Annotated in this window: 19 protein-coding genes; 9 read left to right on the top strand and 10 right to left on the bottom strand. The window is 72.6% G+C overall.

The window, feature by feature from the left end:
* Positions 1 to 41: 41 nt before the first annotated feature.
* Positions 42 to 1121 carry a chitinase gene (locus tag ABD385_RS01315; protein ID WP_344572954.1) on the bottom strand — a complete coding sequence of 360 codons (1080 nt, stop codon included), beginning with the start codon at positions 1119 to 1121 and terminating at the stop codon, positions 42 to 44.
* Positions 1122 to 1272: 151 nt separating this feature from the next.
* Positions 1273 to 1902, bottom strand: a complete 630-nt coding sequence (locus ABD385_RS01310; protein WP_344572953.1) for a TetR/AcrR family transcriptional regulator — start codon at positions 1900 to 1902, stop codon at positions 1273 to 1275.
* Positions 1903 to 2402: 500 nt separating this feature from the next.
* Here ABD385_RS01310 and ABD385_RS01305 point away from each other — a divergent pair, with 500 nt between their 5' ends.
* Positions 2403 to 3143, top strand: a complete 741-nt coding sequence (locus ABD385_RS01305) for a DUF1444 domain-containing protein (protein WP_344572952.1) — start codon at positions 2403 to 2405, stop codon at positions 3141 to 3143.
* Positions 3144 to 3181: 38 nt separating this feature from the next.
* On the opposite strand, the gene ABD385_RS01300 is transcribed toward ABD385_RS01305, so the two are convergent.
* Positions 3182 to 4072 carry a hypothetical protein gene (locus ABD385_RS01300; RefSeq protein ID WP_344572951.1) on the bottom strand — a complete coding sequence of 297 codons (891 nt, stop codon included), beginning with the start codon at positions 4070 to 4072 and terminating at the stop codon, positions 3182 to 3184.
* Between the two features lie 20 nt (positions 4073 to 4092).
* Entirely contained in the window at positions 4093 to 4464 is a 372-nt protein-coding gene (locus ABD385_RS01295) for a hypothetical protein (protein WP_344572949.1), read from the bottom strand.
* Between the two features lie 129 nt (positions 4465 to 4593).
* Here ABD385_RS01295 and ABD385_RS01290 point away from each other — a divergent pair, with 129 nt between their 5' ends.
* Entirely contained in the window at positions 4594 to 7866 is a 3273-nt protein-coding gene (locus tag ABD385_RS01290) for a CHAT domain-containing protein (RefSeq protein WP_344572948.1), read from the top strand.
* A gap of 151 nt (positions 7867 to 8017) precedes the next feature.
* On the opposite strand, the gene ABD385_RS01285 is transcribed toward ABD385_RS01290, so the two are convergent.
* Positions 8018 to 9307 carry a cytochrome P450 family protein gene (locus ABD385_RS01285; RefSeq protein WP_344572947.1) on the bottom strand — a complete coding sequence of 430 codons (1290 nt, stop codon included), beginning with the start codon at positions 9305 to 9307 and terminating at the stop codon, positions 8018 to 8020.
* Positions 9308 to 9400: 93 nt separating this feature from the next.
* Positions 9401 to 10159: a TetR/AcrR family transcriptional regulator gene (locus ABD385_RS01280; RefSeq protein WP_344572946.1), complete on the bottom strand. Its 759-nt coding sequence runs from the start codon at positions 10157 to 10159 to the stop codon at positions 9401 to 9403.
* 230 nt (positions 10160 to 10389) lie between these two features.
* Here ABD385_RS01280 and ABD385_RS01275 point away from each other — a divergent pair, with 230 nt between their 5' ends.
* The 3 genes from ABD385_RS01275 (at position 10390) to ABD385_RS01265 (ending at position 13663) form a co-directional block, all read left to right on the top strand.
* Complete coding sequence (locus ABD385_RS01275; protein WP_344572945.1) at positions 10390 to 11082, top strand: RraA family protein; 693 nt, start codon at positions 10390 to 10392, stop codon at positions 11080 to 11082.
* Positions 11083 to 11650: 568 nt separating this feature from the next.
* Positions 11651 to 12820, top strand: coding sequence for a PP2C family protein-serine/threonine phosphatase (locus ABD385_RS01270; RefSeq protein WP_344572944.1), 1170 nt, complete (start codon positions 11651 to 11653; stop codon positions 12818 to 12820).
* A 402-nt stretch (positions 12821 to 13222) separates the two neighbouring features.
* The gene (locus ABD385_RS01265; protein ID WP_344572943.1) at positions 13223 to 13663 is read left to right on the top strand and encodes an SRPBCC family protein; all 441 of its coding nucleotides are present in this window, start codon (positions 13223 to 13225) and stop codon (positions 13661 to 13663) included.
* 22 nt (positions 13664 to 13685) lie between these two features.
* Here ABD385_RS01265 and ABD385_RS01260 read toward each other — a convergent pair whose 3' ends face one another.
* Entirely contained in the window at positions 13686 to 13973 is a 288-nt protein-coding gene (locus ABD385_RS01260) for a hypothetical protein (RefSeq protein WP_344572942.1), read from the bottom strand.
* Between the two features lie 272 nt (positions 13974 to 14245).
* Here ABD385_RS01260 and ABD385_RS01255 point away from each other — a divergent pair, with 272 nt between their 5' ends.
* Together ABD385_RS01255 and ABD385_RS01250 are read left to right on the top strand one after the other, a co-directional pair.
* The gene (locus ABD385_RS01255) at positions 14246 to 15379 is read left to right on the top strand and encodes a site-2 protease family protein (protein WP_344572941.1); all 1134 of its coding nucleotides are present in this window, start codon (positions 14246 to 14248) and stop codon (positions 15377 to 15379) included.
* Positions 15380 to 15539: 160 nt separating this feature from the next.
* Positions 15540 to 16295, top strand: a complete 756-nt coding sequence (locus tag ABD385_RS01250; RefSeq protein WP_344572940.1) for a PP2C family protein-serine/threonine phosphatase — start codon at positions 15540 to 15542, stop codon at positions 16293 to 16295.
* A 177-nt stretch (positions 16296 to 16472) separates the two neighbouring features.
* Here the strand turns inward: ABD385_RS01250 and ABD385_RS01245 are convergent, their stop codons facing one another.
* Positions 16473 to 17360 carry a phenylalanine 4-monooxygenase gene (locus ABD385_RS01245; protein WP_344572939.1) on the bottom strand — a complete coding sequence of 296 codons (888 nt, stop codon included), beginning with the start codon at positions 17358 to 17360 and terminating at the stop codon, positions 16473 to 16475.
* Between the two features lie 283 nt (positions 17361 to 17643).
* On the opposite strand from ABD385_RS01245, the gene ABD385_RS01240 reads away from it, so the two are divergent.
* Positions 17644 to 18729: a sugar ABC transporter substrate-binding protein gene (locus ABD385_RS01240; RefSeq protein WP_344573480.1), complete on the top strand. Its 1086-nt coding sequence runs from the start codon at positions 17644 to 17646 to the stop codon at positions 18727 to 18729.
* Between the two features lie 58 nt (positions 18730 to 18787).
* Here ABD385_RS01240 and ABD385_RS01235 read toward each other — a convergent pair whose 3' ends face one another.
* A complete protein-coding gene (locus ABD385_RS01235) occupies positions 18788 to 19495 on the bottom strand; it encodes an HAD family hydrolase (protein WP_344572938.1) in 708 nt (235 codons plus the stop codon).
* 3 nt (positions 19496 to 19498) lie between these two features.
* Positions 19499 to 19981, bottom strand: a complete 483-nt coding sequence (locus ABD385_RS01230) for an Lrp/AsnC family transcriptional regulator (RefSeq protein ID WP_344572937.1) — start codon at positions 19979 to 19981, stop codon at positions 19499 to 19501.
* Between the two features lie 187 nt (positions 19982 to 20168).
* Here ABD385_RS01230 and ABD385_RS01225 point away from each other — a divergent pair, with 187 nt between their 5' ends.
* Positions 20169 to 20723, top strand: a complete 555-nt coding sequence (locus ABD385_RS01225) for a DUF6624 domain-containing protein (RefSeq protein WP_344572936.1) — start codon at positions 20169 to 20171, stop codon at positions 20721 to 20723.
* Positions 20724 to 20737 lie beyond the last annotated feature (14 nt).

Genomic DNA, 20737 nt, shown 5'->3' with positions numbered 1-20737 from the left:
GACGGCTGCCCGCCGGACCGCGGGGTTCGACGGCCCGGGGGTCAGCGTCCCTGGGCGGCCTTGACGTTGTCACCGAAGGTCCAGCCCTTGGCGCCGTCCCAGTTCAGGGACCACGTCATCAGGCCCTTCAGCCCGTTGTGGTACGTGTTCCACGCCTGGGTCACCTGGCTCGGGGCCAGGTAGCCGCCGCCGGCGCCCGGCTGGGCGGGCAGGCCGGGGACCTGCTTGTCGTAGGGGACCTTGATGGTGGTGCCCTGGACGGTCAGCCCCTTGTCGAGGCAGTCGGTCTGCCGGGTGAAGCCCTCGACCGTGCCGGCCTCGTAGGAGTCGCCGGAACACCCGTACATGCTGCCGTTGTAGTACTGCATGTTCAGCCACCACAGGCGGCCGTTGTCGACGTACTTCTTGATGATCGGCAGGTAGGCGCCCCAGATGGAGCCGTAGGTCACGCTGCCGCCGGTGACGTAGGCGGTCTCGGGGGCCATGGTGAGGCCGAAGCCCGCCGGCATCTGGGCGAGGATGCCGTCGATGATGCGGATGAGGTTGGACTGGGAGGGCGACGGCTGGTTGATGTTGCCGCTGCCGCTGAGGCCGGTCTCGATGTCGATGTCGATGCCGTCGAAGTTGTACTTCTTGAGAAGCGGCACGATCGTCGCGACGAAACGGTCGGCCACGGCGGTGGAGTTGAGGTCGATGCCGGCGGTGGCGCCGCCGATGGACATCAGGATCGTGGCGCCGTCGCTCTTCGCCTGGCACATCTCGGCCGGCGTCGGCACCTTCACCGTCGCGTCCATGCCGTCCTCCCAGAGGGCGGTGCCGTCCGACCTGATGACGGGGAACGCGGCGTTGAGGACGTTGTACCCGTGGGCGCGGATCTGCGGGTCGGTGATCGAGGTCCAGCCGAACGGCGGGTGGACGCCGTTGGCCGCGCCGTCCCAGTTCTCCCAGTACCCCTGGAGGACCTTGCCGGTGGGCTTCGGCTGCACGGCGCAGATGTCGCTCCGGGGGGCGGCGCTCGCGGGTGCCGCGACGCCCAGCATCGGCAGGAGGCAGGCGGCCGCCAGGCCGGCTTTCAGCAGACGCGCTATCCGACCGGTCACGCTGTGCTCCCTTCGAGCCATGACGGGGCGTCAGTGGCGGGGGATCGGGGGGTGGTGCGCACACCGTAGATTGGTCCATACCTTTCGTCAATGGGTGTGGACCGAAAGGGAGTTGGCGGCTTGAGGGTCGGGTGTGGAGGTGCTGGGGGCGGGTCGCTGCGCCCGTAGGGGCTCAGGAATCCGTGCGGCGGGTGCGGCGGGCGCGGGAGGCGGCGTGGATCACCAAGGGGAGGTAGGTGCCGGGGAGTTCGCCCGGAGGGAGCTGGTCCGGTTCGACCAGGCTCTGTGCCAGGGAGCCCTCGTGGAGGGCGGTGACCAGACGGGCGAGGGAGTCGAGGTCGACGGTGGGCCGTCGCCCCAGCCGGTCGAACAGCACGGCCAGTAGGCGCGCGATCTCCGCGCGCAGGCGGCGGTCGTGGTCGGCGAGGGTGCGGGCGGTGTCGGGATGGCGGATGGCGTGGAGGGTGAACTCCGTCGACAGCAGGTACCAGCGGCGCTCGGCCTCGTCCAACGCGCTGGTGCGGGCGATCAGTGCGTGCAGCGGGTCCGCGGTGTCCTGCATCTCGTCGACGGCCGCGGCCAGTCGGTCGACCACGCGCCGGGCGTGCAGGTCGAAGAGGGCGAAGAAGAGCTCCTCCTTGGTGCGGTAGTTGGAGTAGAACGCACCCCGGGTGAAGCCGGCGCGATCGCAGATCTCCTCGATGGAGGCGCCGTGGAAACCCCGCTCGGTGAAGGTCTCCAGCGCCGCGTCGAGCAGCCGCGCGGTGGTCTGCGGGCGGCGTTTGGTCGGTCCCTTGGGCAACGCGTTCCTCCACAGGCATGGACACGCCGACGTGACCTGCGCACGCTACAGCACCGTATGCGATGCATATCCGCATCCGATCCACCTCCGCATCCGATGCCGATCGGCATCTGATGAGGATCGGCATCCGCTACGGATCGGCATCCGCTACGGATCGGCATCCGCTACGGAGGGGCGCCGGGTGGGGAGTGGCGGCTGCGGGCGAGGGGCGGGCTGCCGGCGGCGTCATACCGGTGGACGGTTGTCATACCTGGGGTCTACCGGCAAGGCCCGGCAGGTGCGCACCACGGGTTGACGCCGGACGTCCCCCGCGTCGGGCACCGTTGAGGCATGAACACAGCGACTCGACAGAGCAAGCCCCATCGAGGGCGACGACGACCGTGGTGTGGCGGGCACCGGCTGCTGCCGTCGCCACGCACCTCGGCAGGCGCGACCACCTCCGCTCGCATCGGTGCGACGCGGGCGGCGCCGGACGGCTCGGGCGCCGGTAGCCTCCCGCCATGGGCCTCTTCCGACGCAAGCCCCACCCGGCCGCCGCCCCGCCGTCGACGTCGGACGCCGCGGAGTCCCGCGACGACGTGTTCGCTGGAGGACTCGAAGCGGTGCGGCCGTTGCTCATGCCGCGGTTGCGACGCGCTGAGCAGTTACCGGACCGACAGGACTGCGTCGTCCGTGAACTCGGCGGGGGGTTCCTCGCTGTTCTGGGAGCGCGCACCCCCTCGGGCCTGTACTTCCTGCGGACCGGTCAGCTGCACCGATGGGGCGCCGACCCGGCCGAGCTGTGGTCGGTGGGGCTGCACAACCTCCGGCGCGAACCAAGGGAGGTGACGGTCTTTCAGCAGGGAGTCGGACCGGTCTATCAGGTCAAGGGCGGTGCGTGGACCGCCACCCAGGTCCTACGAGCCGAGGAACTGGTCGAGGTGGCGATGCCGCACGGTTGTGTCGTTGCCATGCCCGGCGAGAACCTCCTCGTCCTCCACCCGCTGGTCGACGTCAACAGCTACCTGCGGATCATGGAGTTGCAGAAGATGCTGCCGCGACTGTGCGGACCACAGGGTGGCTTCAGCGACGGGCTGTTCCACTGGCACCGGGGCGCTCTGGCGCCGCTGCGGGTCGTCGAGCAGCACGATCCGGACGGGACGCTCGTGCACAGCATCCAGGGTGGCGCGGAGTTGGCCGCGACCCTGCGGGCGTTCGGCAACATCCCGGGTCCGCCGCCCGGCCGGAGCGCCTCGACCTGACCGGCGGCGACGAGCGACGGCGCGCCATCACCCCACCGTCAACTGCCCTTCTTCACCAGGCGAGTGAGGGCCACGCCCCGCTCCGTGGTCCACTCCGTCCCCTCCGCGGCCTTGGCCGCCAGCTCGCCCGCATAGACGTCCACCGCCGATTCCAGAAGGAGGGCATAGGTCGCCACCGCCGCCCGGCCGCGCCGCCAGCCGGACACCGCGGGCACCGCGGCCACCACCAGCGCGGGCCACCACGCGACCGCGACGACCGCGAACAGCACTGACCAGGTGGCGAGTTGGGCGGCCGCCTCGACCCGACGACGGGCCGACGTGACCTCGTCGCGCACCTCCTGCGGGAGCACCAGCCACAGCCGCGGCCACACCGCGGCGAGGTCCAGTCCGTACTGGTGCAGCACGCGGAGATCGGCGCCGGCGACGCGGTCCCCCATCCAGGTCGGTCGGGTCGGTCGGGTCGGGGCGATCGCCTCGCGGTCCTCCGCCGCCCGGTCGATCGCCCGCGCCTCGGCCGGTTCCCGGGGTGCCGGCAGTGCGGCCCGGAGCTCCACCACGCGTCGCTGCGCACTCTCCCAACGGGCTTCCCGGCGGGCGACCAGCACCTGGGACGGGTGGCCGAGGGCCCGCGGCCACTGCCCGAGCCAGAGCCGCAGCGTGCCGCCGGCCGCCGATTCCACCGCGACCCCGACCGCCGCCACCGCCAACAACAGCACCCCGACATAGAGGAGTTGCACCGATGAAGGACGGGACGCGAACGCTTCCGCACACCGGGCGACGCGTTGTGCCAATCGCGCACGATCGAACGGATGCCGCTGTCCGAGCGCCAGCCCGGTCAACGCCGTGCCCGCCAACAACAACCCGGGCAGGGCGAGCCGGCCGACCCACCGCTGGGCGAGCTGCCGGCCCAGATCACCCAGTACCGGCATCACCGGAGGTGGTCCATCGGTCAGTCCGCCAGCAGCCGCATGGTCGAGCCGAGCACCAGGCAGTGCGGCCGCTCGCCGCCCGGCTCCCGGACGACCGTGCGCCCGCACCGGCTCGCCGGGCAGCCGTACCGTTCGCCGTGACTGTGTCCGGAACCCAGCCCCGCGACGATCGCGGCACCACCCCAGGCGTCGCGGTCCTGCCCGGCCGGCGCGATGCCCAACCGCGCCAGCAGCGGTGCGGCCGGCGCCCCCTCGCGCACCGCGCTCAGGCCGTCCGCGAGCTCCGCCGCCAGCGGAGTACCGTGCACCGCCCGGCGCAGCGCACCGAGTTGGGAGCAGAGGGCGGACATATCGGGGTCGTCACGACCGTCCGCGAGTGACGTCGAGGCCATGGGCTGCCCTTCCGGTCGGGCTTATGCTGTGCTGCCTGGAGAGGCCGTCGGGACCGCACGGGGAGGAACTCCCCGCGGGACCGCAGGGGTGAGAATCGGACACCCCATTCTCGGGCCAACGGGGGCGTGATGCGAGAGCTTTCACGGGATCCGGCGCGTGATCCCTCACGGAACGGTTCGCGGGACCAACTGCTCGTCGCGGTACGGCACGGCATCGCCGTCGCCCGCGACACCGGTGACCTCGGCCCCCTGCGGGCCCTGGAACGCCAAGGAGTGATCACCCGGCTGGTGATCAGCATGGACGATGCCCGGTGGCCGGACCTGGCCGCGCTGCACGCCGTCGGCACGGCCCGCTGGTTGCAGTACGTCACCGGGCCCGAAGGCGCGCACCAGGCCGAGTGGGAGGCGTCCCTGCAACCCCTGTCCTGCGTGTACGCCCGCGAACGGGACGCGGTGCCGCCGGAGGCCGCCGCCGTCCTGGAAGCGGTGCGGTCCGGACGGCGGTTGAGCGGGCCCCGGATCCCGCGGGAGGTGCGCCGCTGGGTGCTGTCCGGACTGCGGCTGCGCGAGGAGTTGTCCCCGGACTTCGTCGAGGTGGTCCGCGGGCTCGACCCGCGCGGTGGCCAGCCGCACCGCGACGCCCGCGCCCTCCGCCCCTTCCTCGACCGGACACCGCGCCACCTGCCGTCCCGGGTGCGGGCCCTGCGCCTGCTGACGGTCACCCTCCAGCTGGGCTACCGGGCCACGGGCGACGCCGCGACCTTGGCCGAAGCGGTGCGGCTCGGCCGGGAACTCCTGCTGCTCGTCCCGGCCGGCGGGGCGCGCTGGGCCGACGCCGTCGCCCAGCACGCCCGCGTGGTGGGCGACCACTACCGGCACACCCATGATCGGCGGGACGTCGACGAGGCGGTGGACTGCGGTCGCGAAGCGCTGCGGCACACCCCGCCGGACAGCGAGTGGCTGGCGTCGCGGCTCGACGAGTTCGGCCTCCACCTGTCGCTGCGGTACGACGTCAGCGGCGCCGCCACCGACCTCAACACGGCGATCGACGCCAGTCGCGGTGCGGTGCGGGCCGTCCCCGCCGGGTCTTCGGACGCGACGTCCTACCGGGCCCGGCTGGCCGGTCTGCTGGTGAAGCGCCACCGGGTCACCGGGGACGGGGCCGCGCTGGACGAGGCGGTGCAACTGGTCCGGGGGGAAGCCCATCCGCTGACGGTGCCGGGACGGGGCGGGGTGCTGCTCGAACACGCGGAGGTGTTGCACGCCCAGTACCGGCGGACCGGATTGGTGAGCGTGCTGCACGACGCCCTCGCGCTCTACCGTGAGGCCGTCGACGACCGGCGGACCCGCGGCGGCAACCCCACCGACCTCGCCATCGCCCTCAGCCACTTGGGAAACGCGCTCTACGACCTGTGCGCCGACTTCCCGGGGGCGGGCCGCCCCGCGCCCGGCGACCGGCCGCCAGCGGAGCCGTCCGCGCTGGGCGAGGCGGTCGCCGTCCACCGCGAGGCGGTGGCGGTGAGCGCGCCGGACGACCCGCAGCGCCCCGGCTACCTGAACAACCTCGCCCGCACCCTGCGCGAGCGGGCCCGCCGGGGCGACGGCCCGGACGCCCTCGACGAGGCGATCTCCCTGCTGCGGGAGGCCATCGAAAGCGCCCGCCCCGGTCACGTCTTCCGCTCGGCCATGCTCTCCCACCTCTCCGCGGCCCTGCTGGAACGGCAACGGCACAGCGGGGCCGACGAACCGGAACCCAAGCTCATCCGCGAGGCGTACGCCTTTGCCGAGGCTGCCGCCCGCAACGCCGCCGGGCCACCCGGCGAACTGATCCGGCTGCACCGCGCGCTGGCGGAGTTGGCGAGTTCCACCGGCCGCCACCGCGAGGCCGCCGCGGCCTACGCCCGCGCCGTCGCGCTGCTGCCCCAGGCGGTGCCGCACCACCTCCACGGCAGCGAATCGGAGAGCCAACTCGTCCGCCACGGCCGCGGTCTGGCGGCCGACGCCGCGGCCGCGGTCCTCCAGGCGGGCGGCCCCGACGCCCCCGCCCGGGCCTTGGAGATCCTCGAACAGGGCCGTGGCATCCTGCTCGCCCGGACGCTCGGGCTGCACGGCGAGGAGGAGGCGCTCCGGGACGCCGCCCCGGCCCTCGCGGTCCGGTTGGCGGGCCTGCGCGCCGCCCTCGGCACCGCCCCGACCGGTGCGGACCCGGCCGACCGCCGTCATCAACTGGCCGACGAGTGGGAGCTGGTGGTGGCCGAGGCCCGTCGGCTCCCCGGTCTGGAGGGCTTCCTCAAGCCGCCACGGTTGGCCACGCTGCGACCGGCGGCCGCCGGCGGACCGGTGGTGACCGTCAACACCAGCCCACTGCGCTGCGACGCACTGATCCTGGCCAGCGGGGGAGTGACCGCCGTACCGCTGCCCGCGCTCACCCACGCCGAGGCCGCGTCCCGTGCCGAGCGGTTCGCCGAGGCCCTACGCACCGCCGAGGCGCACGGCACCGCGCTCGTGGACCGTCTCGCGGCCCAGGCGTACCTCCGCGAAACCCTGAAGTGGCTCTGGGACGCCGCCGCGGCCCCCGTCCTCACCCATCTCTCCCGTACCACCGCCTTCTCCCACACCCCGGCCACCACAGCACCCCTGCCCCACCCGCCCCGCCTCTGGCTCTCCACCACCGGCCCCCTGGCCCAGCTCCCGCTGCACGCCGCCGGCGACCACGACGACCCGAGCGGCACCCGCTCCCTCCTCGACCGCGCCGTCCCCTCCTACACCCCGACCGTGGCCGCCCTCGCCGCGGCCGTCCGCACCGCCGCCCGCCGCGGCGCCCGGCCCCACCGGCCCGCTCCCCTGGTCGTGGCGATGCCGCGCACCCCGGGTTTCGCTCCGCTGGCCGGCGCCCTCACCGAGGCCCGCGCCGCCGCCGACCGCTACGGGGCGGACACGGTCCTGCTGACCGGTGTGGAGGCCACCCGCACCCGGCTGTTGGCGGCCCTGCCGGCCAGCACCCACGTCCACTTCGCCTGCCACGCGGTGGCCGACCCGACCAGTCCCTACGGCAGCCACCTCATCCTCGACGACCAGCCGCTGACCGTGTCCGAGATCTCCCGGCTCCGGCTCGCCCGCGGCGAGTTCTGTTACCTCTCGGCCTGCGCCACCGCCCGGTCCGGGCGGCTCCCCGACGAATCCGTCCACATCGGCGGCGCCTTCCACCTCGCCGGGTTCGGCCAGGTCGTCGCGACCCTCTGGCCCATCGAGGACACCACCGCCGCCGAGACCGCCCGGCTCTTCCACGCCAGCCCGCACCCCACCCCCGCCCACGCCCTCCACCAGGCCGTGTGCACCCTGCGGGCGAACGCACCCCGGTTGCCGAGCCGATGGGCGGGCCACGTCCACATCGGGCCGTAGGGCAACCGTGCCTCGGGCCGTAGGGCCACCACGAGAGGACTCGGCGACGCCCCACCGGGCGGGGCCCCACCGTGCGGCGCCGCCCGGCACTGCCGACGACCGCGCCGGGTCCGCCCGGCACCACCCCGCTGCGGACCCGGCGCGGTCTGCGTCAGCTCAACCGCAGCGGCAGCGAGGCCAGCCGCCAACTGCCCGGCAGCGGGACGCGTCGGAGGTCCTCCGGCGCCACCGCCAGCGACACGTCCGGGTAGTGCGCGAGCAGCTTCCCGAAGGCGACCTCGGCCTCCTGCCGGGCCAGGCTGGCGCCCAGGCAGTAGTGCATGCCGTGACCGAAGCCGACGTGGTTCTCGGCCCGGCCCGCCGGCTGCCGGGTGAGGTCGAGCCGGGCGGGATCGGCGAAGTGGCGCGGATCGTGGTTCGCCGAGACCAGGACGGGCGTGACGGCCTCGCCCTTCTTGATCCGCACGCCGCCCAGCTCGACGTCCTCGGTGGCGTACCGCAGCTGGGTCAGGTGCACCGGCCCGCACCAGCGCATCAGCTCGTGCACCGCGCGGGGCAGCAACTCGGGCTCGGACTTGAGCAGTTGCAGCTGGTCGGGATGGGTGAGCAGGGCGGCGACGCCGTTGGTGATGAGGTGGGCGGTGGTTTCGTGACCGGCCAGGACGAGGGTCAGGACCAGCGTCACCATCTCGACGTCGCTGAGGCGGCTGCCGTCGTCGTCGTGCACCCGGATCAACTCGCTGAGCAGATCGTCGGTGAGCGCCGCCCGCCGTTCCCGGATCAGGGCGTGGATGTGGTCGATCATCTCCGGGAACGTCTCGGGGTGCAGCTCCGGTCGCGTGGAGACCAGGTGCGTGCCCCATTCCCGCCACTTCGGCCGGTCGGCCTCCGGAATCCCCACCAGTTCGCAGATGACCGTGATGGGCAGCGGATAGGCGAAGTGCGGGATGAGGTCGACGACGCCGTCCACGGCGTGTTCGGGCAGCCGGCGCAGCACGTCGTCCGCGATGTCCGCCACCCGGGGACGCAGATCGGTGATCTTGCGGGCGGTGAAGGCCCGGGAGACCAACCGCCGGATCCGGGTGTGGTCGGGGGCGTCCATGTTGAGGATGGTGCCGGAGAGGTACACGCGGTAGTGCTCGGGCAGGCCCATGATCTCCAGCAGCCGGTCGACGGGGGTGTCCGCGTTCCCGCCGCCCGCCGAGTGCGCGGGGCTGTTGGCGAACCGCTGGTCGCGCAGCACCTCCCGGGCCTCCTCGAACCGGGTGATGAACCACACCGGGGTGTCGTCCACGAACCGGCCGCGGACCACCGGACCCTGCTCGCGCAGCGCACCGTAACCCGCGAACGGGTCGCTGATCAGGCCGGGTTCCATCACGTTCGGCTCGCCGGGGTGCTTGCCGACGAACTCGCTGAACGGGGAGTCTGATAGTTCGGTCATGTCGCTCTCCTGTGACGTGCAGTGAAATGAGCTGGGCTCGATGGCGAATCGGAGGCCGGACGGACCACGGCCGCGCGTGCGTCGGCCGGCGGTTCAGCCCCGCAACTGCCGGCGCATCTCGCGTGCGCCGTACTCCTTCGCCTGCTCGTACAGCGGGAGGACTTCGCGCCTGGCGGCCTCCAGCGCCTCCTCCACGGTCCGTGCCCGGGGAGCGCCGGAGCGGCCCGGCGGCCCGGCGGCCCGGGCACGGAACTCCTGCGCGGGAAGGTCCACCGCGTTGCGGATCGTCGCGGCGAACAACTCGGCCCGCACCTCCGGCGTGTCGGGCGCGTGGTCCGCCAACATCGCCTCGGCCATGAAGAATCCGGTGGACGTGGACATCAACACGTACTGCTGGTGCCGCACGTCGATGTCGGTGCGCACCAGCCCGTGCTCCCGCAGCACTTCGAGATAGCGCAGCAGGATCCCGTTGTTGAACGCGAGGAGCTCGGCGAGTTCCTTCTTGGCGACGTCGTTGAGCCGGCCGAGGACGTCGACGTCGTCGGTGTAGAGGGCGCGCAGCACCGGCTCCTCCAGGAAGTCCAGGTAGTAGCCGTGCATCATCCGGCTCGGCAGGATCTCCCGCGGGTCGGTCCGCATTCTCGCCAACTGGGCGTGCAGGGCCTGTGTTTTCGCCTTCAGCACGACGGCCAGCAGCAGGGCGTCCTTGGTCTTCCAGTGCAGGTAGACCGTGCCCTTGCCGACCGCGGCCCGGCGGGCGATCTCGTCGATCGTCACCCGCCGATAGCCCCAGGCGACCAGGAGTTCCCCGGCGGCCCTCAGGATGCGCTCACCGCGCTCGGCACGCTCCACGCGCTCTCTCCCTCCCCGTGCGTGACCAGATTTTGAATCTGGTCACGCAGTCAAAGGTAAGGAGCGAGCGGCCGCCGGATAAGGCGGAATCCGGTCACGCGCCGTCGGCTGCACCACAGTTGGCCGACGGCTTGTCCGAGCCGGAACGGCGGGAGATCATGACCTCGTTCGCCGCTCTCCCCGCGCCGACCGCTCCCCGGCGGTGACGGGACCGAATCGAGGAGAACGCCATGCTCAAGACCTTCGCCGAGCTGTCCACGCCGCTGGTGGCCGACGCCTGCGTGCGGCTCGGCGTGCCCCTGCGCCCCGCCCCGCCCGGCATCGGTGCGGTGGTTCCCGGCCACCGGATCGCCGGACGGGCCCTGCCGACCCGCCACTACGGGAGCGTCGACGTCTTCTTGGAGGCGTTCACCGACGCCCGACCGGGCGACGTCCTGGTCATCGACAACGGGGGCCGTCAGGACGAGGCGTGCGTCGGCGATCTGCTGTGCCTCGAAGCGCAGGCCGCGGGGCTGGCCGGCGCGGTGATCTGGGGGCTCCACCGGGACACCCCGGAGCTGGCCGAGATCGGGCTGCCGGTCTTCAGCTACGGCCGATCCGCGCCGGGCCCGGTCCGGCTCGCCGAACGGGAACCGGAGGCGCTGATCAGCGCGCGCTTCGGCGCCCATCTGATCACCGCCGACGACCTGGTCTTCGGCGACGACGACGGGGTGCTCTTCGTCCCCGCTGACCGTGCCGACGAGGTGCTCGCGACGGCACGCACCCTCTGGGAGACGGAGCGCGCGCAGGCCGACCGGATCCGCGCGGGGGAGACCCTGCGCCGGCAGACCGCCTTCGACGACTTCCTCGCGCGTCGTGCCGCCGATCCGTCGTACACGTTCCGGCGGCACCTCCGGCGCGTCGGCGGCGCCGTGGAGGAGTAGCCGGAACGCGCACGACCCGGTCGCGGACCTGCCGGGGCGGCCGCGGGCGGGCCGGGCGTTTTAAGCAGTCGGCAGAGGAGAGGCGGATGCCGCCGCGTGCGGTCGGGGCGCGAGCCGAGGGCCCGTAGACCTCAGGCATGGCCCGGTGGCCGAGGTCGTACCTGGGGTTGACGGCGGGGTGCACCCCTCGGGTTGATGCCGTCGGGCGGCGGATCGCGGACAGTGGAACACATCGAGGCGCGGCACGGGCCCGCGTCGGGCACACGCAGCCGACTGTTAGGGAAGAGGGGGCGTCATGGGGAGCAGGTTCAGTGGACGACGGGCGGTACCGCCGAGGGACCTCGCGCGGTGGCAGGCCGTTGGCGGGGAACATGCTGCCGATGGCGTAATCGTCGGGTTGGCTGCCCGGGCGCGTCAGGCTGTGGGCCTTGAGCACGGTCGTGACAGGAGTCCGTGACGGGAGCCCGAGTGAACAGGTCGCGTGAGTGGGTCGTTGAGCGGTGACGCTGAGGACGAGGGGCGCGGGGTTGGCCGGCCCGGTCCCGACGGCACGGTGGGAGCCGCCGTCGTGAAGCCGTCGGGCCAGGCCCGCCCGGGCCAGCGGCTCACCGGACTCGTGGACAGCAACGGTTTCGAGGCTCCGCGGGTCCCGCCGTGGATGCGTTGGCTGCCCGGGCTCTACGTCCTGCTGGTGCTGCTGCTGGAGTTCGTCACGCCCACCCAGTGGGCGGTCAGTTCGCTGCTCATCGCCGTGCCGGTGCTGGCGGCCTTCACCCACGGCCCGATCGGCGTCGCCGTCGTCACCGTCTTCGCCGCCGGCCTGGAGGGCGTGCTCGCGGGGACCCCGTGCTGCACAGGCCACAACATCCATCAGTTATGGGGGAATCACTATGTCGCGACGTACATCTCCACCTTGATCGTGGGGATCATGGGCGTGGCCCTGGCCGGGTACCGCCAGCGTCAGCAACGCCACCTGGTGCAGGTCAACTCGGTGGCGGAGGCGCTGATGCGCACGCTGCTGCGACCGGTGCCGCACCGGGTCGGCGGGGTGCTGGCGGCCGGTCTCTACCGGTCGGCCGAGGTCGGCACGATGGTGGGCGGCGACCTCTACGACATCCGGGCCACCCGGGCCGGCGAGCGGGCCATCATCGGTGACGTCCGGGGCAAGGGGCTCCAGGCGGTCCGTACCGTCGCCGACATCCTCGGCAGCTTCCGCGAGGCGGTCTACGACCCCGGGGACCTCCTGGCGGTGGCCTCCCGGATGGAACGGCGGCTGGCCCACGAGGCGGCGGAGATCCCCGACGACGAGCTGTTCGTGACTGCGGCCCTGATCGAGTACGACGCCGGCGCCCGCCAGCTGACGATTATCAACCACGGGCACATCGAGCCGGTGCTGATCTCGGCCGGGGAGGTGGTCGCCCTCACCGGGCCACCGGCCCTGCCGCTGGGGTTGGGCGGGCTGGCGGCCGAAGTCCCGGTGTCGTACACGCACCCCTTCGGCGAGGGGGACGTGCTGTTGCTCTGCACCGACGGTCTGATCGAGGCCCGCGATCAGACGGGCGCGTTCTATCCGCTGCTGGACCGGCTCACCCTCCGGTTCGGGGGTCGGCCCGCGCCCGGACCGGCCGACGTCATCGACTTCCTCAACGCCGACCTCCCCCGTCACACCCGCGTACTCCACGACGACGTGGCGATCCTCGCCCTCGCCCCGTGCGACCGGGAACCCGACCCGGCGTAGGGCGGCTGACCCGCGCGGCGTCGGAGGCGGGGCCGGCACCGTGGCAGGACCGGCACCGCGGCAGGAACGGGGAGACACGGGGCGGGCACGCTGCGCGGCAGGGCAGCCCAGCGACATCGCCGAAGCCGCAGGAAGCGAGGAGAGCGAAGGAGCAGCGAGCAGCGGGGAGCAGTGGGGACGAGAGGAAAGAGGGAGGGGAGGGAGGGAGGGGGTGGGGAGGAGGGGAGGGGAGGGCGGCGATGACGGTTGCGGCGAAGCACACGGCCCGCAGGCGAGCGCAATTCGCAGCGCCCAGGGCGGCCAAGGCGGCCGGGGAGGCCGGGCGACTCGGGTCGCTTACGGCGGCCGGGCGGAGGACCCTGGAGACGTAGTGGGGGTCGGGAAGAAGTTGTGAGGTGTCGGATGAGCACGCTCGAAGAACACATCGACATCAACGTTCCGCTGGAAACGGCGTGGGCTTGCCTCCATCGTGCGGAGACCTATCCACGGTTCCTGAACGGCGTCCGCCAGGCCCGAGCGGCGGGTGAGCGGCGGGCGCACCTGGACGTCGAGGCGGGTGGCCGGGCGCAGGAGGTCCAGGTCGAGATCGTCGACCGGGAGATGGAGAACGTGATGACGTGGCAGACGACGAGCGGTCCCGATCTGGCCGGGACGTTCTCGCTGCTGCCCATCGACCGCGGGCACACCCGGATCCAGGCCCGGTTCGAGTACGACCCGGGCACGATCAAGGAGACCTTCGGCGGGCCACAGGGCTTCGCACAGGCGGTCGCCATCGAGCGGGGAGTCCGCATCGATCTCCAACAGTTCAAGGAGCTGGTGGAAGCCGAGCGCACGGCCAAGTGAGCGGAGCGCGTGCCGCCGGACGTCAGACGAGGTGGCGTTCGGGCATCGGGCGCTCCACCCCGTCCAGTTCCAGGGTGCAGCGGGGCGCGGTCGGGACGAGCCGAGGCTCGCGGATGCGGACGCGGAAGAGCCGGACGGGGTCGTCGGGGAGTTCGCCGGTGAGGAGGTTCAAGCCGGTGTCGTGTGCCTTTTGGTAGGCGACGACCTTGCCGTTGACCAGGAGTTCTATCTCGCCGTCGCGCCCCGGGCCGATGTTCACGGTGATCGAGTGGCCGCCCTGATCGAGGTGGAAGTGGTGACTGCGTCCCATGGCCCTCGCCTCCCGCGGTCAGGCGGCGCGCGGTGCGAGCGGCGCCCGCGTCCGACGGCTGCGTGCCTTTCGGACGTCGGGTACGTCCCGACGTCCGTGCTTCCAGGTTAGTGCGGTGGGCGAGCGGGGCCGGTGCGAAGGGGCGGAGTGCGCAGGCGACGAGGGGGAGGCGAGTGACAATGGGGGGTGAGTGCCGTGCCGGGCGGTCCGCGGAGTGCGGGGCGCGAGGCCCCGCCCGGAGGAAGCGCCGTCCGGGCCGGCGGGAGACGCTGATGAACGGCTCGGTCCGGATCGGACGTGTGGTCGGGGTGCCGCTGCGCATGCACTGGAGCGTGCCGCTGCTGGTGGTGCTGTTCGCGTACGGCCTGGGGCGGCAGACGCTGCCGGTGATCGCTCCGGGGCGCTCCGCCGTCGTGTACGCCGTGGCCGGGGTCGTCGGCGCCGCGCTGCTCACCGGAAGCCTGCTGTTGCACGAGACGGCGCACGCCGCGATCGCGCGGCGGAAGCAGATCTCCGTGGAGGACGTGACCCTGTGGGCCTTGGGCGGGATGACGCGGATGGGCCGGCCGCAGACCGCGGCCGCGGCCTTCGCGGTCGCCGTCAGCGGCCCCCTGACCAGCCTGCTCGTCGGGGGTGTGGCGCTGGGGGCCGGGTTCGGGCTCAGTGCGCTGTCGGGGTGGGCGGTGCCCACGGTCGTGCTGGTGTGGTTGGGCTGGGCCAACGTCTTCCTGGGGGTGTTCAACCTGCTGCCGGCCGTGCCCCTGGACGGGGGGCGGGTGGTCCAGGCACTGATGTGGTGGCGCACCGGCGACCGGGACCGCGCGGACCTGGTGGCCTCCCGGGGCGGCCAGGTGATGGGCGGGCTGATGGTGGCCGCCGGCTGGTTCCTCGTCCTGCGCGGCTCGGCGAGCGGGCTGTGGCTGGCGTTCATCGGGTTGTTCATCATGGTGGTCGCCGGGGCGGAGCGGCGCCGTGCGACGCTCCAGACGTCGCTGCGCGGGCTGCGGGTGAGCGAGGCGATGTCCAGTCCCGTGGTGACCGGCGCGGACTGGCTGACCGTCGAGCGCTTCATCGACGAGGTTGCCGTGCAGACCGGGCACACCGCGGTGGCGCTGCTGGACTTCGAGGGGCGGCCGAGCGGCCTCGTCCAGCTCCGCAGGCTCGCGGCGATACCGGTCGCCCAACGCGCGGAGCTGCGGGTGCGGGACGTGGCGACGCCGCTGTCGCAGTGTGCGGTGGCCGCGCCCGACGACCTGCTGATCGAGGCGTTGGAGAAGCCGTCCCTGCGGACCGGGATGCGGATCCTGGTCGTGGACGCGGGACACCTGGTGGGGATCGTCACCGCCAAGGACGTCTCCCGGATGATGCAGCGGCGCACGCTGAGCGGTCGGACGGGGGCCCGGTGAGCGCGCGGTCCCCGGCAGGGCGGGGCGCGCACGGCACGGACCCGTCGGGCGCCGGCAGGGACTTCGGTCACCGGGTCGGCAGCGGCCGAACGGCAGCGACCGGGGCGGCAGCGACCGGAGCGGCAGCGACCGGAGCGGGAACGGCCAGGAGGGAGCGAGGGTGAGCGAAACGGCGACGCGGTACGTCACGGTGACGGCGCTCAGCCACACCGGTCTGGTCCGGGAGCACAACGAGGACAGTCTGGTCGCCGGTCCGTGGACGCTGTGCGGCACGGTCACCGCCAACCCGCAGACGCTGCTGTTCCCGCTGGGCAGTCCCCTGGTGGTGGCGGTCGCCGACGGCATCGGCGGGCAGCCCGGTGGTGAGGTGGCGAGTGCGCTGACCGTGGCGCACCTGGCGGCACTGGGGCCGTCGCTGGACAGCGAGAAAGCCGTGCGGGAGGCGCTGACCCGCTGCAACCAGGCGGTGTACGCGGCCGCCGAGCGGAACCGGGCGCTGCTCGCGATGGGGACCACGGTGGCCGGTGCGGTCGTCCTGCCCGACTCCTTGCTGGTCTTCAACGTCGGCGACAGTCGGGTGCTGGAGGCGGACGGCGACGGGTTGCGGCAGGTGAGCGTGGACGACAGCCCGCCGCTCCAGGCCGGGCAGCGGACCACGTCGTTGGTGACGCAGGCGATCGGTGGCGCGGCCCGGTTCAGTGCGATCGCTCCGCACGTGCGGAGCGTCCCGTTGGACCGCGAGCGGCGGTACGTGGTGTGCACGGACGGCCTGACCGACCCGGTCTTGGAGGAGGAGATCGCCGCGATCCTGCGGGCCCACGATGGCGGACGGGCCGCCTTCGAGCTGTGGAAGGCGGCCATCGAGGCCGGCGCCCCGGACAACATCACGATGGCGTTGGTGTCTGTCGGGGAGTGAGGCGGGTGCGCGCGTTCAACTCCCTTGCTGCTGCCTTCTCCTGAGGTGGTGTGGGCTGCCGGAGGGCACTGCGCGGTCGGCCGGTTCGCCGGGGCCGCCACCGCCGCGCCCTGATCGTCGCACCATGCACTCGGGCCACGGGGAGAGCCCCACGGGGCCGCCCGCGTCGCCGCGGGGCTAACCCCGGTCGCGGGGGAGTGCCGGCAGTCCGAGCCGGTTTCCGGTGTCGTCGTCGAATTCCGCGCAGAACGCGCCGATGGCGTCCTCCAGATGGGAGAAGGAGCGCGCGGCGAACAATACGGGCTGATAGCTGGAAATGCGGTACTGCGTACTGGCTGCGTCGCACATGTCCAATTCGCGGACTTCTCGGCCCTCGTGTGCGGCGATTTCCCCGTACGAGGACAACAGTCCCGCGCCGAAGGCTTTCGGGCCGCCGGATTCGGTGACCAGCCCGAATTCGAGGGTGTACCAGTACACCCGGCTGAGGGTGTCCAGTGCCTCGGGGGTCCGGACCCGGTTCGCGGCCCGCCCGATCACCCGGTACAGCTCGGCGATGCGTGGCGACGACAGGTGCATGCCGTGCCCGAACACGTCGTGCAGCACGTCGGGTTCGGGGGTGTACAACGGCACGGCCGGATGGCGTACGAACTGCACCGCGTGGAAGTAGCCGTGCTCCATCGAGCCCAGGAACCGCTCGTTGGACACCACCCCGCCGGCCAGCGTGAGCGCGAAACCGGTACGGGCCCGCAGCCCGACGCTCACCTCGGCGTGCTGCGGCACCCGCTCCGCCCCGACGTCCGTGTCCGCCCCGGCCTCCAGCACCGCCCGGCAGGCGTGCGCCCGGTGTGCCGGGGCCAGCGCGTCGTGCACCGTCCGCCACGTCCGGTCCTCGTCCTCGGTGTACGCGACGTCCGCGTACGGCGCCCCCACCGGGTGGTTCTCGGCGCGGGCCGCCAGGGTGTCGCGCCGCCGCCGGTACTCCGGGTCGTAGCGCCCGGGGTGGTCGTTCGCCCGGCCCAGCCGACCCTCGGCGGAGATGGGGGTCCGCTTCCGCATCGTGGTCATGGCCCTGAATCTGCCCCGGGGTCGGGCGAAGCTCACCTGCCGTGGGGGTCGTTTCACGGTGCGCGGCGGACCGGGCTCCGCACGCGACACGGACGGCCGCCGGACCACCCCCGCCGCCTTCGACACCTCAACGCATACCGCGTCATCGGTGACGTTATTACTTCGTTTCTTGACGATTGCGCCTCTCGTGACGTTCACTCAGCCCTTCATGGGCCGAGTCAGGGCGGCCCCTGTGGAGGTACTTTTCATGAGGCCGATGAAGGCAATGGGCGCAGTGAACGTGATGAATGCAACAATCCGCCGCCGGATCGTCGTCAGTGCGCTGACGCTTTCCCTCGCCGCCCCCTTGGCGGCCTGCGGAAGTGATCATCAAGAAGCGCCCGAAGGGAAGGACCACATCGGCCTCCTCCTTCCCGAGAACAAATCCACGCGGTACGAGAAATTCGATCACCGCATCATTTCCCGGCGCATCGCGTCGCTCTGCCTCGCCTGCAAAGTCGACTACGGAAACGCCCAGTCCAGCGCCGAGACCCAGCGCACCCAGTTCGAGGACATGGTGAAGAAGGGTGTCAAGGTCATCGTCCTCGACCCGGTCGACGCCCGGGCCGCGAAGGGCTGGGTGGACTCCGCCGCACGTCAGGGCGTGCAGGTCATCGCCTACGACCGGCTCGCCGAGGGCGACGTGAAGGCGTACGTCTCCTACGACAACGAGAAGATCGGCCGCCTCCAGGGCGAGGGAATACTCGCCGCGCTCGGCCCGCGCGCCGCCAGCGCCAACGTCGTCATGTTCAACGGTTCCCCGGACGACCCGAATGCCCCGTCCTTCAAGAAGGGCGCGCACGCCGCCCTGGACGGCAAAGTTCGTAAAATCGTCTACGAGAAGGACGTTCCCGAATGGTCCGCGGCAACCGCGAAGAAGGACATGACCGACGTCATCCACTCGCTCGGTCCGCAGGGCTTCGACGCGGTCTACTCGGCGAATGACGGGATGGCCGACGGAATCACCGAGGCGCTGAAGTCGGCGGGTCTGAAGAACGTTCCGGTGAGTGGTCAGGACGCCGAACTCCCCGCATTGCAAAGGTTGTTGAACGGCACTCAGGCGTTCACCATCTACAAGGAGGTGCGGCCGGAGGCGGAGACCGCCGCGGAGATCGCCTTCCGCCTGCTGCGCGGGCAGAGCATCACCTCGCTCACCTCCACCACCGCCGACAGCCCGAGCGCGGCCCACATCCCCGCCAAGCTGTTCAAGGCCACGGTGGTCACCAAGGAGAACCTCAAGGACACCGTGGTCAGCGACGGCGTGGTCCGCACCGACTGGCTCTGCACCCCGGCCCTCGCCGCGGAGTGCGCCTCGCTCGGCCTCACCTGAGCCGTCCGGCGGGGCCGGCCGGCGCACCTCGCCCCGGCCGGCCCCGGGCCCACCGCGGTCACCCGGGCCGGTCGGCCCGCCCGATCCACGCGTACGCCGTCCGCGCGCTGAACTCCCGCTGGCCGCCCGGGAACACCAGCCCCGCCCCGGCGAAGCCCGGATCGTCGGCGCTGCCGGCCACGTAGGGCACCGCGATGCACCGCATCCCGGCCCGGCGCGCCGCCACGACGCCCGGCGCCGCGTCCTCCACCACCACGCACGCCGCCGGCTCGACCCGCAGCCGGCTGGCGGCCGCCAGGAACACGTCGGGCTCCGGCTTGCCGTGCGGCACCTCCTCGGCCGACACCACCGTGGTCAGCAGCGCGTCCAGCCCCGTCCCGGCCAGCACCGCCTCGATCGCGGCCCGGGACGACCCCGACGCCACCGCCATCGGGTGCCCGCCCGCGGCCAGCCGCCCCACCAACTCCCGCATCTGGGGGAACACCGTGGTACCCGCCCGCGCCAGCTCCAGGTAGAGGCGGTTCTTCCGGGTCAGCAGTTCCTCCACCGGAGCGTCGAGCCCGTACTCCCGCGCCAGGACCTCCAGGGTCTCGCGGGTGCCGATCCCGATGAAGCGGGCGTGCCGCTCCCAGGTGAAGTCCGTGACGCCGTACCGGGCCAGCAGGCGCCGCCCCGCCTCGAAGTAGAGGGGCTCGCTGTCCACCAGCGTCCCGTCCAGGTCGAAGACGACGGGCGTCGGTCCGCCCGGCGCCGTCCCGTCCGGCACCGCTCAGCCCGCCCGGTCGGCCGTGCCGCCGACGGCCTCGACCAGCGGCAGCATCCGGTGCGGCACCCGCTCGCGCAGCGCCATCTCGGTCCGGGTGCGGACCACCCCGGGCAGGCTGATCAGCCGCTGGATGACGTCCTCCAGGTGGGCGGCGTCCCGGGCCACCACCCGCGTCAGCAGGTCCCCGCCGCCGGTCGTGGAGAACGCCTCGATGATCTGCGGCACCTCGGCCAGCGCGGTGGCGACCTCCTCCAGGTGTCCCTGCGTCACCTCGATGTGCACGAAGGCCAACACCGGATGGTCCAGCGCGGCGGGCGAGAGCCGCGGGCTGTAGGCGGTGATCACGCCGTCCCGCTCCAGGCGGTCGAGCCGGGCCTGCACCGTCCCGCGGGCGACGCCCAGCACCCGGGCGTACTCCCGCACGCTCGTCCGGGGCTGCTCCAGCAGCAACCGCAGGATCTTCGCGTCCAGTGCGTCCACGGCCATCGGCGCGCGGCCTCCTCGCGGTCCGGGGTGTCGGAAGGACGGTCGGGCGTCCCGGGCATGGATCCATTATCCAGGCGTGAGGCCCCTTCCGTCACCGTCCACAAGAACGATCTTTCGTGGTGATTCGTCCCCCTAGCGTGGAGGGCACCGACCCGACGCAGGGTCACCACCGACGTCTGGAGCCCCGATGACGCACGAGGCGCAGCAGCGCAGCACCGACCACGGCGACGGCCCCGACCGGCCGGCAGCCGAAGTCGCCGCGGTGGCGGCCGAACTCGTCGCCATGGCCGCCGCGGACCAGCAGGCCGCACCATGCGCCAACGCCGACGACTTCGCCGACCAGTTGGCCTGGCGCCGGCTGACCGCCCAGCACGCCGACCGGCTCACCGAGATCCTCGACGCCCACGGCTGGCCCACCGCGGACCGTTTCGGCGCGGCCGCCGCCCGCGGCGCCTGGCTGGTGGCCCAGCACGCCGACCGGCAACTGGAGGTCCAGCGGCGCGCCGTGCACCTGCTCGAACGCGCCGTTGCGGACGGCCTGGCGAGCCCCCGCGAGCTGGCCTTCCTCACGGACCGCAGGCTGGTCAACGACGGGCGCGAGCAGATCTACGGCACCCAGATCGCCGGGGTCCGCGACGGCGCGCCCGTACCGTGGCCGTGCCGTGACCCGGAGCGGATGGACCGGCTGCGCGCCGAGGTCGGCATCCCACCGTTCGACACGTACGTCGCCCAGTTCGCCTGAGCGGCGGCCGGCAC

The organism is Streptomyces lunalinharesii (assembly GCF_039532155.1).
GTDB lineage: Bacteria > Actinomycetota > Actinomycetes > Streptomycetales > Streptomycetaceae > Streptomyces > Streptomyces lunalinharesii.
Note: the sequence above shows the minus strand (reverse complement) of the source record. Positions and strands in the feature narration are given on the sequence as shown.

Coding starts and splice junctions, on each gene's coding strand:
- ABD385_RS01315 (WP_344572954.1), bottom strand. CDS start 1,121: ATGGCTCGAAGGGAGCACAGCGTGACCGGTCGGATAGCGCGTCTGCTG.
- ABD385_RS01305 (WP_344572952.1), top strand. CDS start 2,403: ATGGGCCTCTTCCGACGCAAGCCCCACCCGGCCGCCGCCCCGCCGTCG.
- ABD385_RS01300 (WP_344572951.1), bottom strand. CDS start 4,072: ATGCCGGTACTGGGTGATCTGGGCCGGCAGCTCGCCCAGCGGTGGGTC.
- ABD385_RS01295 (WP_344572949.1), bottom strand. CDS start 4,464: ATGGCCTCGACGTCACTCGCGGACGGTCGTGACGACCCCGATATGTCC.
- ABD385_RS01290 (WP_344572948.1), top strand. CDS start 4,594: ATGCGAGAGCTTTCACGGGATCCGGCGCGTGATCCCTCACGGAACGGT.
- ABD385_RS01285 (WP_344572947.1), bottom strand. CDS start 9,307: ATGACCGAACTATCAGACTCCCCGTTCAGCGAGTTCGTCGGCAAGCAC.
- ABD385_RS01275 (WP_344572945.1), top strand. CDS start 10,390: ATGCTCAAGACCTTCGCCGAGCTGTCCACGCCGCTGGTGGCCGACGCC.
- ABD385_RS01265 (WP_344572943.1), top strand. CDS start 13,223: ATGAGCACGCTCGAAGAACACATCGACATCAACGTTCCGCTGGAAACG.
- ABD385_RS01260 (WP_344572942.1), bottom strand. CDS start 13,973: ATGGGACGCAGTCACCACTTCCACCTCGATCAGGGCGGCCACTCGATC.
- ABD385_RS01255 (WP_344572941.1), top strand. CDS start 14,246: ATGAACGGCTCGGTCCGGATCGGACGTGTGGTCGGGGTGCCGCTGCGC.
- ABD385_RS01245 (WP_344572939.1), bottom strand. CDS start 17,360: ATGACCACGATGCGGAAGCGGACCCCCATCTCCGCCGAGGGTCGGCTG.
- ABD385_RS01240 (WP_344573480.1), top strand. CDS start 17,644: ATGAATGCAACAATCCGCCGCCGGATCGTCGTCAGTGCGCTGACGCTT.
- ABD385_RS01230 (WP_344572937.1), bottom strand. CDS start 19,981: ATGGCCGTGGACGCACTGGACGCGAAGATCCTGCGGTTGCTGCTGGAG.
- ABD385_RS01225 (WP_344572936.1), top strand. CDS start 20,169: ATGACGCACGAGGCGCAGCAGCGCAGCACCGACCACGGCGACGGCCCC.